Origin of the sequence: uncultured Frigoribacterium sp. (assembly GCF_963515265.1) — a bacterium.
Taxonomy (GTDB): Bacteria; Actinomycetota; Actinomycetes; order Actinomycetales; family Microbacteriaceae; genus Frigoribacterium.
The window spans coordinates 1-13,659 of sequence record NZ_CAUPYL010000054.1; the positions used below are offsets into that span (position 1 = coordinate 1).

The 13,659-nt window shown below is 73.6% G+C and carries 14 protein-coding genes; 2 read left to right on the plus strand and 12 right to left on the minus strand.

All coding sequences use genetic code 11. From position 1 onward, the window contains the following. On the minus strand, window positions 1-2,845 hold a 2,845-nt coding region (locus RWM17_RS06775; protein WP_314102247.1), incomplete at its 3' end, for a GH92 family glycosyl hydrolase. 238 nt (window positions 2,846-3,083) lie between these two features. Beyond that, window positions 3,084-3,890, minus strand: a complete 807-nt coding sequence (locus RWM17_RS06780; protein ID WP_314102248.1) for an oxygenase MpaB family protein — start codon at window positions 3,888-3,890, stop codon at window positions 3,084-3,086. Window positions 3,891-3,949: 59 nt separating this feature from the next. Here RWM17_RS06780 and RWM17_RS06785 point away from each other — a divergent pair, with 59 nt between their 5' ends. Further along, window positions 3,950-4,489 (plus strand): NUDIX domain-containing protein, encoded by a 540-nt coding sequence (locus tag RWM17_RS06785; protein WP_314102249.1) that lies wholly within the window; start codon window positions 3,950-3,952, stop codon window positions 4,487-4,489. Here the strand turns inward: RWM17_RS06785 and RWM17_RS06790 are convergent. The 10 genes from RWM17_RS06790 to RWM17_RS06835 all read right to left on the minus strand — a co-directional run bounded on the left by RWM17_RS06790 (window position 4,486) and on the right by RWM17_RS06835 (window position 12,971). Next, entirely contained in the window at window positions 4,486-6,117 is a 1,632-nt protein-coding gene (locus RWM17_RS06790; RefSeq protein ID WP_314102250.1) for a stealth family protein, read from the minus strand. The two genes, RWM17_RS06785 and RWM17_RS06790, sit on opposite strands and share 4 nt — an antisense overlap. A gap of 161 nt (window positions 6,118-6,278) precedes the next feature. Further along, complete coding sequence (locus tag RWM17_RS06795; RefSeq protein ID WP_314102251.1) at window positions 6,279-6,659, minus strand: DUF6804 family protein; 381 nt, start codon at window positions 6,657-6,659, stop codon at window positions 6,279-6,281. A gap of 136 nt (window positions 6,660-6,795) precedes the next feature. Continuing rightward, window positions 6,796-7,380 carry a GDSL-type esterase/lipase family protein gene (locus tag RWM17_RS06800; RefSeq protein WP_123546234.1) on the minus strand — a complete coding sequence of 195 codons (585 nt, stop codon included), beginning with the start codon at window positions 7,378-7,380 and terminating at the stop codon, window positions 6,796-6,798. A gap of 410 nt (window positions 7,381-7,790) precedes the next feature. After that, complete coding sequence (locus tag RWM17_RS06805) at window positions 7,791-7,991, minus strand: hypothetical protein (protein WP_314102252.1); 201 nt, start codon at window positions 7,989-7,991, stop codon at window positions 7,791-7,793. Continuing rightward, window positions 7,988-9,646, minus strand: a complete 1,659-nt coding sequence (locus RWM17_RS06810; RefSeq protein ID WP_314102253.1) for an SDR family oxidoreductase — start codon at window positions 9,644-9,646, stop codon at window positions 7,988-7,990. Before RWM17_RS06810 ends, RWM17_RS06805 begins: the two co-directional genes overlap by 4 nt. Before the next feature lie 24 nt (window positions 9,647-9,670). Then, window positions 9,671-10,606, minus strand: coding sequence for a bifunctional riboflavin kinase/FAD synthetase (locus RWM17_RS06815; RefSeq protein ID WP_314102254.1), 936 nt, complete (start codon window positions 10,604-10,606; stop codon window positions 9,671-9,673). A 5-nt stretch (window positions 10,607-10,611) separates the two neighbouring features. Continuing rightward, a complete protein-coding gene (locus RWM17_RS06820; protein WP_123546244.1) occupies window positions 10,612-11,049 on the minus strand; it encodes a hypothetical protein in 438 nt (145 codons plus the stop codon). 58 nt (window positions 11,050-11,107) lie between these two features. Continuing rightward, window positions 11,108-11,476: a hypothetical protein gene (locus RWM17_RS06825; RefSeq protein WP_133737651.1), complete on the minus strand. Its 369-nt coding sequence runs from the start codon at window positions 11,474-11,476 to the stop codon at window positions 11,108-11,110. Beyond that, complete coding sequence (truB, locus tag RWM17_RS06830) at window positions 11,473-12,372, minus strand: tRNA pseudouridine(55) synthase TruB (protein WP_314102255.1); 900 nt, start codon at window positions 12,370-12,372, stop codon at window positions 11,473-11,475. The genes RWM17_RS06825 and truB overlap by 4 nt, the downstream gene beginning before the upstream one ends. A gap of 35 nt (window positions 12,373-12,407) precedes the next feature. Then, window positions 12,408-12,971, minus strand: coding sequence for a hypothetical protein (locus RWM17_RS06835; RefSeq protein ID WP_314102256.1), 564 nt, complete (start codon window positions 12,969-12,971; stop codon window positions 12,408-12,410). A gap of 56 nt (window positions 12,972-13,027) precedes the next feature. Here RWM17_RS06835 and RWM17_RS06840 point away from each other — a divergent pair. Next, on the plus strand, window positions 13,028-13,659 hold a 632-nt coding region (locus RWM17_RS06840), incomplete at its 3' end, for an A/G-specific adenine glycosylase (RefSeq protein WP_314102257.1).

The window sequence follows — 13,659 nt, forward strand, 5'->3', positions numbered from 1 at the left end:
GCACGGGCGCGAACGGCGGCAGGTCCGCCGCGCTCGACACCGTCACCGTCGCGGTGCGGACGCCGGCCACGTCGAAGGCCCGGGTCGTCGTCACGAGCCAGGTGCCGCCGTCGGGGACGACCGTGGCCGGGGCCGCGACGCCGTCGTCCCACTGGACCTGCGCCTCCATCGCGGTCGCCTCGGTCGCGAGCACGGCCGGCGTCGGGGTGACGCCCGACGACGCCGGGAAGGCCGGCGTCACCGGGGTCAGCGACGCTCGGGCGAGCCGCAGCTCGACCGTGCGGCCCACCTCGGCCGGCACGGGCTGCCCGTCGATCGGGGCGAGGGAGAGCTCGGCCTGGTCCGGGGCCGACACGCTCGGGACGGCGTCGTCCGGCCCGGTGCCCCAGGTGAGGCCCTCGGGCGACGAGGCGAGGTCGAACACCAGCTCGGCGCCGTCCTGCAGGTCGGTCGCGTCGAACCAGGTGCGCGTCTGCGGCACGCCGTCGACGCTGAGGCCGCGGACGTAGCGGGGCGAGTCGCCGGAGGCGGCGGGCGCGGACACCGACACCTGCGCGCCGTCGTCGAGCGTGATCGTCGCCGACAGCACCCGCGGCGCGTTGACGGCCATGATGCCCGAGCCGGGCTCGACCGGCATCATGCCGAGCGAAGCCAGCACGTACCAGGACGAGAGGGTGCCGAGGTCGTCGTTGCCGACGCCTCCGCCAGGCGTGTCCGGGAACCGGTTGAGGTTGGCGGCCAGCACGTCGTTGACCTTCGCGGGCTCGCCGACGAAGTCGTAGAGCCACGGGTCGATCAGCATGGGCTCGTTGCCCGGGTTGTAGCCGATGCTCGAGTAGTAGTCGCTGCCGCCCTCGGCCCAGCTCGCCGGCGAGACGCCCGGCGCGGCGCGCAGGGCCGGCAGGTCGACGTACTGGTCGAGGCGCGCGAGGAACGCCTCACGACCGCCCATGGCGTCGACGAGGCCGGGGACGTCCTGCGGCGCCATCCACTGGTAGTGCCACGGCGTGCCCTCGTGGAAGCCGGACTCCTGCACCTCGGCGAGCTCGGGCGCGGAGTTGAAGGCGCCGTCGGGCCCGACGGCGTTGACGATGCCGGTGAAGCCGCCCGTCAGCTCGACGTCGGGATTCCACAGGGTGCGCCAGTTGCGTCCCCGCTCGAGGAACGGCGCCGCCTCGTCGTCCTTGCCGAGGCGCTGCGCGGCCGCGCCGATCGCGGCGTCCGCGAGGGCGAACTCCATCGTCGCCGAGCCGCCGTGGCGGTACTCCTCGAACTGCCCGCCGAGGCCGCCGCCGTTCTCGGCGTACCAGGGCACGTGCCCGTTCTCGAGGTAGAACTCGGCGCTCTGGCGACCCACGGAGGCGACGCCCGCCGGGGGCGCGGTGGTCGCGTTCTCCGTCAGGAATCCCCAGAGCTCGTCGTGGATGTCGTCGGGCACCGTGCCCAGGGCGAAGTTCTCCGCCAACCAGGGCGACACCGGGTCGCCGGCCATGATGTTGGTCTCGAGCGCGCCGAGCGACCACCGGGGCAGCCAGCCGCCCTCGATCCTCGCGCGGTGCATCGACCGCACCACGTCCTCCGCCCGGTCGTGCTCGAACAGCGCGTGCAGGGTCGCCTGCGTGCGGTAGGTGTCCCAGAGGGAGAAGCGCTGGTAGTAGGTCCACCCGTCGGCGACGTGCTGCTGCAGGTCCATCCCGAGGTAGCGGCCGTCGACGTCGCTGCCGATGGTCGGCGAGAGGAGGCTCTTGTAGAGCTGGGTGTGGAAGACCCGCAGCTGCTCCTCGGTCTCCGTCGTCACGTCGAAGCGGCCGAGCGCGTCGTCCCACTCCGCCGCGGTCGAGGCGCGCACGGCGTCGAAGCCGAGACGCTCGCCGTCGACGGTGGTCTCGGCGACGCGGTTGCCCCGGGCTCCGTCGAGGTCGACGAACGAGACGCCGACGCTCAGCTCGACCGTCCGGTCGGTCGTCGTGTCGAACGTCGCGGCCGCGCCGTTCAGGCCGACGTCGACGGCGCTCGCCTCGGACTCGGGCACGAAGGTGCCGTCCGTCCCCCACGTGCCGCGCGTCGCGGCGGGACGGTCGAACTCGGCGCTGAAGAAGTACCGCACGGAGTCGTCGGTCCCGCCGCAGAAGCCGCCGTTGTCGACCCAGCCCTCGACGGTGCGGTCGTCGACCCACGTGACGCTGCTGGCGCCCGCATCTCGCAGGGTCTGGCCCACGTTGACCGAGACGGAGCCCGTGGCGCCCTCGGGGAACGTGTAGCGGTGCTCGCCGACGCGTGTCGACGCGGTGAGCTCGACCTCGACGTCGTCGGCGAGGAGCGCCGTGTAGTACCCGGCGGACGCCTGCTCGGTGGTCGCCTGGTCCTTCAGCGCGACGGCCGTCCGCTCGGTGAGGGGCGCGTCGCCCGCGCTCGGGGTGACGAGCACCTCCCCCGCGGCCGGGCAGCCGGCGCTGTTGACGTGCTGGTGGCTGAAGCCCCAGACCTCGCCGGCGTCCTTGCTGTACGACGTCGAGGCGTACGAGGCCGTGTTGTCGGGGCTCAGCTGCACCATGCCGAACGGCGCCGTCGCGCCCGGGATCGCGTTGCCCTCGCTCTCGGTGCCGACGAAGGGGTTCACGAGCGCCGACCGGCCCGTGTCGGGGGCCGAGACGCCGACGCCCGGGGCGGGAGCGGCCTGGGCCGGCACCGCGGCGAGGCCCGTGAGGACGCCTCCGCCGACGGCGACCGCGAGGGCGGTGAGGGCCGCGGCGACGCGACGGCCGTGCGGGCGGGAGCCCGACGGGGACGGGGACGGGGAACGACCCTGACGTCGTCCCGGGGCGGGGGTGATCGGGTGGGGCATGGGGGCGTTGTCCTCCTCGACGAACGGTCCGCGCCTCCTGCTCGCCCGGGTGCACGTCGGCGTGCACCCGACCGGACGACGACGTCACGGGGCGGCACGGCACGGGGCCGACAGCGGGAGGGCGTGACTTGTCTACCACGAGACGTACCCCGGACGACACTCGTCGGGGTACGCCGACCGACGGGGCCGCCCCGGGGTGCTGGTCCCGCTGGACGGATCCGTGGCCGTCTGGTCGGGCTCAGCCGCGGGCGAGGTACGCGCGCAGCCGGCGCAGGTAGTGGTCGCGGAGCACGTGCCGCAGGCGAGCCGGCAGCCGCGGCACGACGAGGCGGCAGAGCAGCAGCACCCCGCCGAACGCGCGGGCCCGGACGGGCCCCCACGGGAGCCGGAACGCCCCACGCAGGCGATCCGGCAGCAGCCCGGTGGTCACGAGCCGGGCGAGCGGCATGGCGAGCCGCAGCGCCAGGGGCACGGCCCGGGGGTGCAGCAGCTGGTGCGCCACGTCGCGCGTGACGTCGTCGACGACGAGCTCGTCGAGACGCGCGTCCCACCAGGCGCGGAAGGTCTCCCGGTCGGCGGGCCAGGCCCCCGGGGGCAGCTGCAGCGCGGTCCCCACCAACTCGTAGTCGCGGTACACGGCCTCGGACGCCGCGACGGGTCCGTAGACGCGCTCGTACAGGTCGATCGCCGAGTCGTAGAGCGTCGCCGCGACCCAGAGCTGCAGCTGCGGGTCGTGTGCGTCGTACGCCACGGACGAGGAGGCGTCGCTCCGGACCGGCTCGTGCGCCCGGTCCACGAGACGGCGCACCGCCGCGGACTCCTCGTCGCTGCCGTAGACGATCGCGTAGAGGTAGGTCATCGTGCCGTGCAGGCGCTGCAGGGGCCGGTCGACGAAGTCGCTGTGCTCGGCCACGCCGTGGCCGACGCCCGGGCACGCGAGCTGGAGCAGGATGGCGCGTCCGCCCGCGCCGAGCAGCAGGGCCTCCCCCGCCATGTCGCGGATGCCGCGCACGTCGCGGCCCCGCCTCACCTGGTCCTCGTGCACCGGGCCAGCCTAGGGCGGCGGCCCAGGGAGGCGGCCGGGTGCCTCGCTAGGCTCTCGGCATGGCCACCCCCGACTTCGTCCTGTCCCTCCGCGAGGCCGTCGGCACCGCCCCGCTCTGGTTGTCGGGCGTCACCGCCGTGGTGACGAGAGGCGACGACGTGCTCATGGTCCGTCGCTCGGACACCGGGGCGTGGACGCCGGTCACCGGCATCGTCGACCCGGGCGAGCACCCTGCCGACGCCGCCGCCCGCGAGGTGCTCGAGGAGGCGGACGTGACGGCCGAGCCCGTCCGTCTCGCGGCCGTCGGGGTGACCGGGGTCGTCACCTACCCGAACGGCGACCAGGCGAGCTACCTCGACCACACCTTCGCCCTGCGCTGGGTCTCGGGCGAGCCTGCCCCGGCCGACGGCGAGAACACGGAGGCGCGGTGGTTCCCCCGGGACGCGCTCCCCCCGATCAGCGACGAGATGCGAGACAGGATCGACGCCGGGCTCTCGGACGAGCCCGGCTCCCGGTTCACGGCGGCGGGCGAGCTCCGGGGCGGCGGCCGGCGCCGGGACGACGTCGGCGGCCCTGCCGGCGCGCCCTCCGCCTCCTAGGACTCGATGCTGCCCTGCGGGCCGTCGGCACGCAGCGTGCGTCGCTCCTGCTCGGCGGCCTCGCGGGCGACCCGGTCCATCTCGGCCTGCTCCCACGGCGCCGCGAACGGGAAGTAGCGCTCGAGGAAGTCCGTCACCGTGTCGGTGCGCTCCTCGTCGGTCACCTCGGGGAAGCTGCCGTCGTTCAGGCAGAAGAAGTCGAACGAGCGCTTCTTCAGGACCTCGGACAGCGACGCGAGACCGGAGACCATCGTGGTGTCGACGTAGCCCGCCTTCGCGTTCTCCTGCAGGATCGCCCGACCGGTCATCAGCGCGTAGTAGTGGTAGAGGGAGTTGGTGACCGAGATGTTCTCCTTCGCGCGGAACGGGCTGGCGCCCGTCGCGGCGAAGTCGTCGGCGAACTCGTGCTCCATCTCGAACAGCACGCTGCGACGCAGCGGCGCGGCGGTGTGCTCGAGGTGACGCGTCGTGACGCGCCCGAAGCGCTGCTGCAGCAGGCGGCGGTTGACCCGGGCCGCGTTCTCGAAGCCGCTGCGCTCGGGGTTGTTCAGCCCGAGGCCGATGCGGGTGTCGGCCTCGATGAACTTCGACACCGAGCCGGGCGAGAAGAACATCGACGGCGCGACCGGGCGACCGAAGAACATGTCGTCGTTCGAGTAGAGGAAGTGCTCGCTGAGGCCCTCGATGTGGTGCAGCTGCGACTCGACGGCCTGCGAGTTGTGGGTCGGCAGCCAGGAGAGGTCGGAGAAGAACTCCTCGCTGCGGACGACGCGGACCCGGGGGTGGTCGCCCAGCCACTCGGGCACGGGCGAGTCGGTCGCGATGTAGATGTTCCGCACCCACGGCGCGAACATGTAGACCGAGCGGAGCGCGTACTTGAGCTCGTCGATCTGACGGAACCGCGCGGGGGCGTCATCGCCCTCGCCGACCACGTGGCCGTTCGCACGGGCTGCTCGCGCGCGCTGGTACTCGACGGAGTTGCCGTCGACCCACGAGAAGACGATGTCGACGTCGAAGGTGATGTCCGTGGCGTGGTCGTCGAACATGTGGGCGAGGGTGGGCCACTGCATGCCGTAGCGCTCGACGGTCTCCTCCACGGCCTCGGAGCGCGGCAGGTCGGTGCGCATGAGCGCGTTCTCGACCGGGACCAGGATCTGGTCGTCCGTGAGGATCCAGAACTCGACCTGGACCGCGGTGCCGGCGCCGTAGCGCAGGCGCCCGATGGGCTCGACGCGCGGGCGGTAGAGGCGGAAGATGCGCTCGTCCTCGTCGAGCAGGCCGCCCTCGGACACGAGCACGGCTTGGCCCTTGGGGGGCTTGGCGTAGAAGGGCTCGGTCGCGGCCGCCCCGGTCATCGCCTCGGCGAAGGCGTCGCGGTGGACCGTGTCGACGGCGATGACGGGACGGACGTCGTTGCCCCGCACCAGCAGGAAGGGGACCTCGGCCTCGTCGAGCACCCGACGGATGAAGAGCAGATCTTCGATCATCGACTGCTGCGGGGTGAGGTGGCCGTTGAGGAGCGTGAACTGGCCCTTTCGGACCACGACGTCGTCGCGGTCCAGACCACCGGCTCTGGGACGGGGCGTCAGGAGCGGACTCTCCGTCGTTCCGGTGATCTCGGTGACCATCTAGGCTCAACTCCCTGTGCTCGCCTCGGGCAGGCTCGTGCACGTCGACACCCAATTTAGCGGTCCGCGGAGCGGGCCGTGTCCAGGGGTGCTGGCGGTCCGCGGAGCGGGCCGTGTGCAGGGGTGCTGGCGGTCCGCGGAGCGGGCCGTGTGCAGGGGGGTCAGCGACGGCGTCCGGGGACGGGACGACCGCCTCCGGTGCCCCGTCCCGCCTCGGAGTTCGGCACCTTGGTGCGGACGCCCGCGACGATGAAGACGACCGCTGCGGCGAACTGCATCGCGGCCCAGGGCTGACCGCTGAGGGGCACGACGACGACCGGGTTCCAGAGGACCGCGATCGCGCCCAGCAGCGCGACCGCCCACCAGGCCCGCCCTCGCCAGGCGAAGACCGCCATGATCAGGGCGAGGATGGCGACCACGTAGCGCACGACGGTGAAGGTGCCGGAGTCGAGCAGGAAAGCCCCCACCGTGAGCACGACGGCGCCGAGCAGGCCGGGCGCGAGGGCCGGGCGGAGGAAATCGGGGGCCTGGGGCGTGGGCACGGAGCCGCCTCTCGTCGATGTCGGGCACGATCGTGCCCGGGAGAGCCTAGCGACGGGCGACGTGACGCACCCTGGACGCGGCGACGCCCCCGGGACGACGGGTCGTCGAGGGGGCGTCGAGGCCGAGCGGCGGCCCTCAGTCGATGTCGTAGGGGACGTGCAGCACCGTGAGCGGTCGGCTCATCGGCGGCTCACCGCGGAGGCGCTCCAGCCCGGGCAGGAGCTCGGCGACCCAGGCACGGTAGCCCTCGTCGCTCAGGTGCACGCCGTCGGTGGTGAACTCGGGGCGGAGAGCCTCGCCCGACTCGTCGGCCAGTGCCGGCCACAGGTCGAGCCACTGGGCCCGGACCGTCGACGAGAACTGGCGGAGGTGCCGGTTGGCGTCCTGGATGCGCGGCGCCTGGTCGGCGGTGCGCGGCAGGATCGACTGGAGCAGCAGTCGCGTGCCGGGCAGCTCGCGGCGCATGGTCACCATGAGTGACTCGACGCCGCGGACGACCTGCTCGACGGTGCGTCGGGCCGTGAAGTCCTCGTTGCCGATGAGGAGCACGACTGAGTCGGGACGCGCCGCGACGACCTCGTCGAGGCGCTCCGTCAGGCTCGCCGTGGTGTCGCCGTCACGGCCCAGGGCGACGACGTCGTCGTCCGGGAACCAGGCCGACCAGTCGCCGCCTGCCGTCGTGCTGTCTCCGACGAAGACCAGTCTTTCGCCGTGCGCCATGGGTACCTCCGGGTGGTGTCGATGTGCCGAGGGGCCGGACGGCCCCCGGCGTGTCGTCTCGGGGAAGCGTACCGCTCGCGGGCTGCGCACGACCCGGGCGGCCGGCGGATCGCCCCGGCCCGCGGCGAGCATCACCAGCGCGCACGGCGGCTGGGTGCAGGCAGCGGCGGGTTCCCGTCGTCCGCGGCGGGCTACCGTCAGCGGCGGCGGGTAGTTGCAGGCTGCGGCGGGTTCTCGTCGTCCACGGCGGGTCCGCGCCCACCCGCCGTGGGGCACAGGAACCCGCCGACACCGACCGCACTCAGACGACCGGGTGCACGGGAGGCGGTCGTGCCGGAGGGTGCTCAGGGCCGACCATGCAGATGCCCGACGGACACAGTCCGCGACAGGCGAGCGGCGCGCGCGGCGGCTCAGCGGCGGAAGCGGCGAGGCCGCCGGGCGGCGACGCGGTCGAGCGCGTGCCGGACGCTCGGCAACAGCACGACGAACGACACCACCACCACGAGCACGCCGAAGGCCACGCCGAGCCAGAGGGGCACCGGCGACCCGGCCCCCGGGTCGGCGAGGTAGAGCGGCGTCGGCGTGACCGCGAGGAGGGCCGCGGCGATCACGGCCGGGCTGCGCCGGCCTGGGCGCTCACGCCAGCATCAGCACCAGCACCAGCACCAGCACCAGCATCGCCCGATCCAGAGCCAGAGCCAGAAACCGAGGCGTCCCGTGCGGCGGTCGCCGTGATCCGGCGCAGCATGCCGCTGAAGATCACCCCGTGGAACGGCAGGATGGCGAACCAGTACAGTCGGCCGCCGAGCCCGTGCGGGAAGAACACGGCGCGCTGGCGGTAGTGCGAGCCGCCGCCCTCGCGCGGGGTCACGCGCATCTCGAGCCACGCACCTCCCGGGGCCTTCATCTCGGCACGCAGCCGCAGCAGCCTGCCGCGCTCGAGCGTCTCGACGCGCCACCAGTCGAGCGCGTCGCCCACCCGGAGCGACGTCGCGCTGCGGCGCCCGCGACGGAGCCCCACTCCCCCGACGAGCCGGTCCATCCAGCCCCGGGCTGCCCAGGCGAGCGGGAACGAGTACCAGCCGTTCTCTCCGCCGATGCCCTCGACGACGCGCCAGAGGGCCTCCGGCGACGCGGTCGAGTCGGTCTCGCGGTCGTCGGTGTAGACCGTGTGACCCGACCAGTCGGGGTCGCTCGGCAGCAGGTCGCTGGGGGCGCCGGCGACCGACGAGTCCTGCCAGCTCGTCTCGACCTCACCGTCCTTCTCGCGCTGCAGGGCCAGCCGCACGGCGGCCCGGTAGCGCAGGAGCCCTTCGGCGGGCGGCGGCACGACGTCGTCGATGTCGCTCTCGCTCACCACGCAGTCGTACTGCAGGGAGGCGATGATCGGGATCGCGAGGGCGCGCGGGATCGGCGTGACCAGGTTCACCCACTGTGAGGCGAGCCAGGGCGTGAAGACGGGCAGGGAGGCGATCGGGCGCTGCGCGAGGCCGGCCTCCAACGCGTAGCCGTTCATCATCTGGCCGTACCGGAGGACGTCCGGCCCGCCGATGTCGAAGGTCCGGTTGACGTCGGCAGGCACGTCGGCCGAGCCGATCAGGTAGTGCAGCACGTCGCGGACGGCGATCGGCTGGATGTGGTTGCGGACCCACTTCGGCGCGGGCATGTAGGGCAGCACGTCGGTGAGGTGGCGGATCATCTCGAAGGACGCGGAGCCGGACCCGATCACGACCCCGGCCTGGAGGGCCACGGTGGGCACGCCGCTCGCCAGGAGCACGTCGCCGACGTCGCGGCGGCTCCGGAGGTGCTTCGACAGCTCCCCTTCGGGGTGCAGGCCCCCGAGGTACACGATGCGGGCGACCCCGGCGTCGCGGGCGGCGTCGGCGAAGACGTGGGCAGCCTCGGCCTCGGCCCGCTCGAAGTCGCCCTTGCTGCCCATGGCGTGGGCGAGGTAGTACGCCACCTCGACGCCGTCGAGCGCGACGCGGACGGACTCGGGGTCGGTCAGGTCGCCCTGGACGACCTCGACGTCGCCGGCCCACGGCACGTCGACGAGCTTCTCGGGCGAGCGGACGAGCACGCGGACGTCGGCTCCGGCCTCGACCAGGCGCGGGGTGAGGCGGCCTCCGATGTAGCCGGTGGCCCCGGTGACGAGCACGCGGCGGCGCGAGACCGCCTCGTCCGTGTCGCGCGTGACGTCGGTCTCGACGGGCGCCTCGGGCGTCACGGTGGGAGCGTTCGTCGTCGGGTCGTTCTCAGCAGGCATGTCGACGACGGTACGCCGCCGGTCTCAGGACAGGCCGAGGACCTCGCGCGTGCGGACGACGTCGGCCCGGATGTGCTCGATCAGGGCGTCGATGCCCTGGAAGGCCACGTTGCCGCGGACCCAGTCGACGAACATCACCGTCAGCTCCTGGCCGTAGAGGTCCATCGAGACGTCGAGCAGGTGGGCCTCGACCTGCTTCTCGGGCACGCCCTCGAAGGTCGGGTTGTGCCCCACCGAGACGGCGGCGGGATACGTCGTGTCGCCGACCAGCACCCGAGCCGCGTAGACGCCGTCGGCCGGGACGTAGCCCTCGCTGTCGGGCGCGAGGTTGGCGGTCGGGAACCCGAGCTCTCGACCGCGCTGCTCGCCGTGCACGACGATCCCGCGGACGGCCGGCTCCCGGCCGAGCAGCTCGCCGGCGCGCTTGACGTCGCCGGCCTCGAGCAGCTCCCGGATCCAGGTCGAGGAGGCGCGGCGGCCGCCCCCGAGACGGACGTCGTCGATCGACACGACCTCGAGCCCCCGCTCGGCGCCGAGCTCGCGCAGGGTGTCGACCGTGCCGCTGCCCCGGACGCCGAAGCGGAAGTCGTCGCCGACGAAGACGACGCGGGCGTGCAGGGCGCCCACGAGGATGCGGTCGACGAACTGCGCAGGCGTGAGGCTGCGGAGCTCGTCGTCGAAGGTGAGCATGAGGGTCGCCGCCACCCCGGCGGCCTCGAGCAGCTCGCGCTTCTGCCGGTTGCTGACGAGCGACCGCGGCACCGAGCCCGGCCGCAGCACGGCGAGGGGGTGGCGGTCGAAGGTCACGACGGCCGAGGTGAGGCCGCGCTCGGCCGCCACCTGCTCGAGCAGGTCGATCACGGCGCGGTGCCCCACGTGCACGCCGTCGAACTTGCCGATCGTCACCGCGGTCGGGCCGAGGTCGGCGGGCACGTCGGCGAGGGCGTCCCAGAACTGCACGGGAGCTACTCCGTCCGGTCGGCGGCGTCCGCCTCGGCGGCGACGGCGGGCCGGGAGCGGAGCAGCCAGAGGATGCCCAGCACCGGCAGGACGAGGGGGACGAAGCCGTAGCCGCGCCCGAACCACGACCACACGGTGTCGTCCGGGAACAGCTCCGGGTCGAGCACGGTCACCAGGCCGACGATCAGCACGCCGGCGAGCTCGAACGAGATGGTCGCCCAGGCGACGGCGTACGACGTGCGTCCGCGCCGGATCAACGACACGGTGGCGACGATGTAGACGACGGCGGCGAGGGCGCTCAGCGTGTACGCGAGCGGCGCCTCGTCGAACTGCTCGAGGATCTGGAACACGGACCGGCCGGTCGCCGCCAGGGCGAGCACCGCGTACACCGCGATGAGGACCCGGCCGACGCCGACCGCACGAGAAGACTTCTGAGTGACCATCACCGACAAGGATATGGCGCGCGCCTGTGCACCGGCGCCAGGACGCAGGAGGCGGCCGTCACGCGACCTGGACGGTCCAGATCTGCAGCATGCGGTAGACCATGACCGCGACCGCGAAGACGGCCGCCGCGAGCACGAGGTTGCTCCACCGGGTGCGGTCGACGAGCGCCCAGACGACGGCGAGCGGCGGCAGCAGGATCGCCGAGACGAGGTAGATGTAGAACTCGACGACGTTGCCCGTCGGCGGGTTGCCCGCGAACGGCGCGACGATCGCGACCACCAGCTGCACGAGCAGCAGCAGCAGGACGAGCGCCGTGGCGCCGACCGTGATGTCGTTCGGCAGCTTGCCCGAGAAGCCGGCCACCAGGCAGACCAGCCCGGCGACGCAGGCCACGATCACCTGGGCCCAGGTGAACCACTCGATCACGCGCGCACCTCGTCGGTCGGGAAGTTGACGATCGGCACGGCACGGCCGCCGCGCACCGAGACCAGCCCGGCGAGGTCGCCCGAGGCGGTCACCGCAGCCACGGGGCCCTCGGTGTCAGCGCGACCGGTGGTGGGCCGCTTGCCGTGGCCGAGGTCGACCGCCTCGTCGGCCGTCATCGACCAGACGGGGAACAACGAGGAGGCGACGGCCGAGGGAGCCAGGAGGGCCGGCGCGACCTCGATGCCCTCGAGCACCGCGGCGTCGGCCACGTCGAACGAGCCGACCCGCGTGCGCCGCAGCGCGGTGAGGTGCCCGCCGACGCCCAGCGCGCCCCCGAGGTCGCGGGCGAGGGCCCGCACGTAGGTGCCCGACGAGCAGCTGACGCGGACGTCGAGGTCGCGGACGGCCACCCCGTCGACGACGGTGTCACGGCGGTCGAGCACGACGAACTCGGAGACGACCACGTCACGCGCCTTCAGCTCGACCTCGACGCCCTCACGGGCCAGGTCGTAGGCACGTCGACCGCCCACCTTGATGGCGCTGACCGTGGTCGGCACCTGGCTGATGGGCCCGGTGAGGTCGGCGACGCCGGCGTCCACCGCGGCGTCGGACACGCCCGACGCGTCGGCGGTGGCCGTGATCTCGCCCTCGGAGTCGTCGGAGGCGGTGGAGACGCCCAGCCGGATGGTCGCCTCGTACGTCTTGTCCAGCCCGACGAGGAACGTGAGGAGCCTGGTCGACGAGTTGAGGCCGAGGACGAGGAGGCCGGTGGCGAGGGGATCGAGCGTGCCCGCGTGGCCGACCTTGCGGGTGCCGGCGGCCCTGCGGACGCGGGCGACCACGTCGTGGCTGGTGATGCCCTGCGGCTTGTCGACGAGGAGGATGCCGCTGTTCACGCGACGACGCTACCGCACCGTGCCCGGGCCGACGCTCAGCACGCGTCGTCGAACACGCGGCGCGGGTGCTCGGGGTCGGCGACGTCGACGACCGCCGTGGCGACGGCCCGCAGGCCGCCGCGGCCGCCGCCCGGGGTGACCCAGACCGTGTAGTTCCAGAGCCCGGCGAGCTCGGGGCGCCCGAGGGCCTCGCCGTCGACGACGAGGAGGGCGTCGTCGGGACCCGTCACCCAGCGCGGCTCGACCTCGCGCTGCGAGGCGCTGTCGAACGCGGCGGGGACCCACGCGGTGCTGCCGCCCAGCCGGAACGGCTCCACGAGGACACGGCGCAGGAGCGCCCCGTCGACCGGGGCGGGCTCGCCGTCCGCGACCGCGCCTCCGTCGCGCCGGGGCCTGCCGAAGTCGGCGACCGACGCCCGGAAGGCCGCGTGGCCCGCCTCGACGAGAGCGGCCGCGAGGTCGTCGGCGAACGCCGACTGACCGGCACCCGCGGGGCCGTCGACGGCGACGAACGCCCGGCCCCTCGAGTAGTTGTGCAGGATCTCGGTCGCGAGAGCGCGCAGCGTGTCCTTCTTGGCGGGGGCCCAACGAGTCGTCATGCGGTCACCCTAGGCCGGGCCGCCGACAGCGGTCCGAGCGCCCGTAGGATCGTCCGGTGACCATCGCCCCCGCCGTCTCGTCGTGGTTCCGCGAGCACGGGCGCGATCTGCCCTGGCGTCGGCCCGGCTTCACCGCCTGGGGCACCCTCGTCAGCGAGGTCATGCTGCAGCAGACACCTGTCGTGCGGGTCGTCCCCCGGCTGGAGCAGTGGCTGGAGCGCTGGCCGACGCCGTCGGACCTCGCCGCCTCCCCCGCCTCGGAGGCGGTGCGCGCGTGGGACCGCCTCGGGTACCCTCGCCGCGCGCTCGCCCTGCACGCCGCCTCCGTCGTCATCACCGAGCGGCACGGCGGCGTCGTGCCCGAGACCGTGCCCGAGCTGCTCGCCCTGCCGGGTGTCGGCGACTACACGGCACGCGCGGTCGCGGTCTTCGCCTACGGGCACCGCCACCCGGTCGTCGACACGAACGTCCGCCGGGTGCTCGCTCGCGCGGTCGAGGGCCTGGCCGAGCCCTGGGCGCCGAACGCGCGCCGCGACCTGCCGGCGATGGAGTCGCAGCTCCCGACCGACGTCGCCGAGGCCCGGGTCGCCAGCGCCGCCGTGATGGAGCTCGGCGCGCTCGTCTGCACGGCACGGTCGCCGCGCTGCGACGACTGCCCGCTCGTCGACCGGTGCGCGTGGGTGCTGGC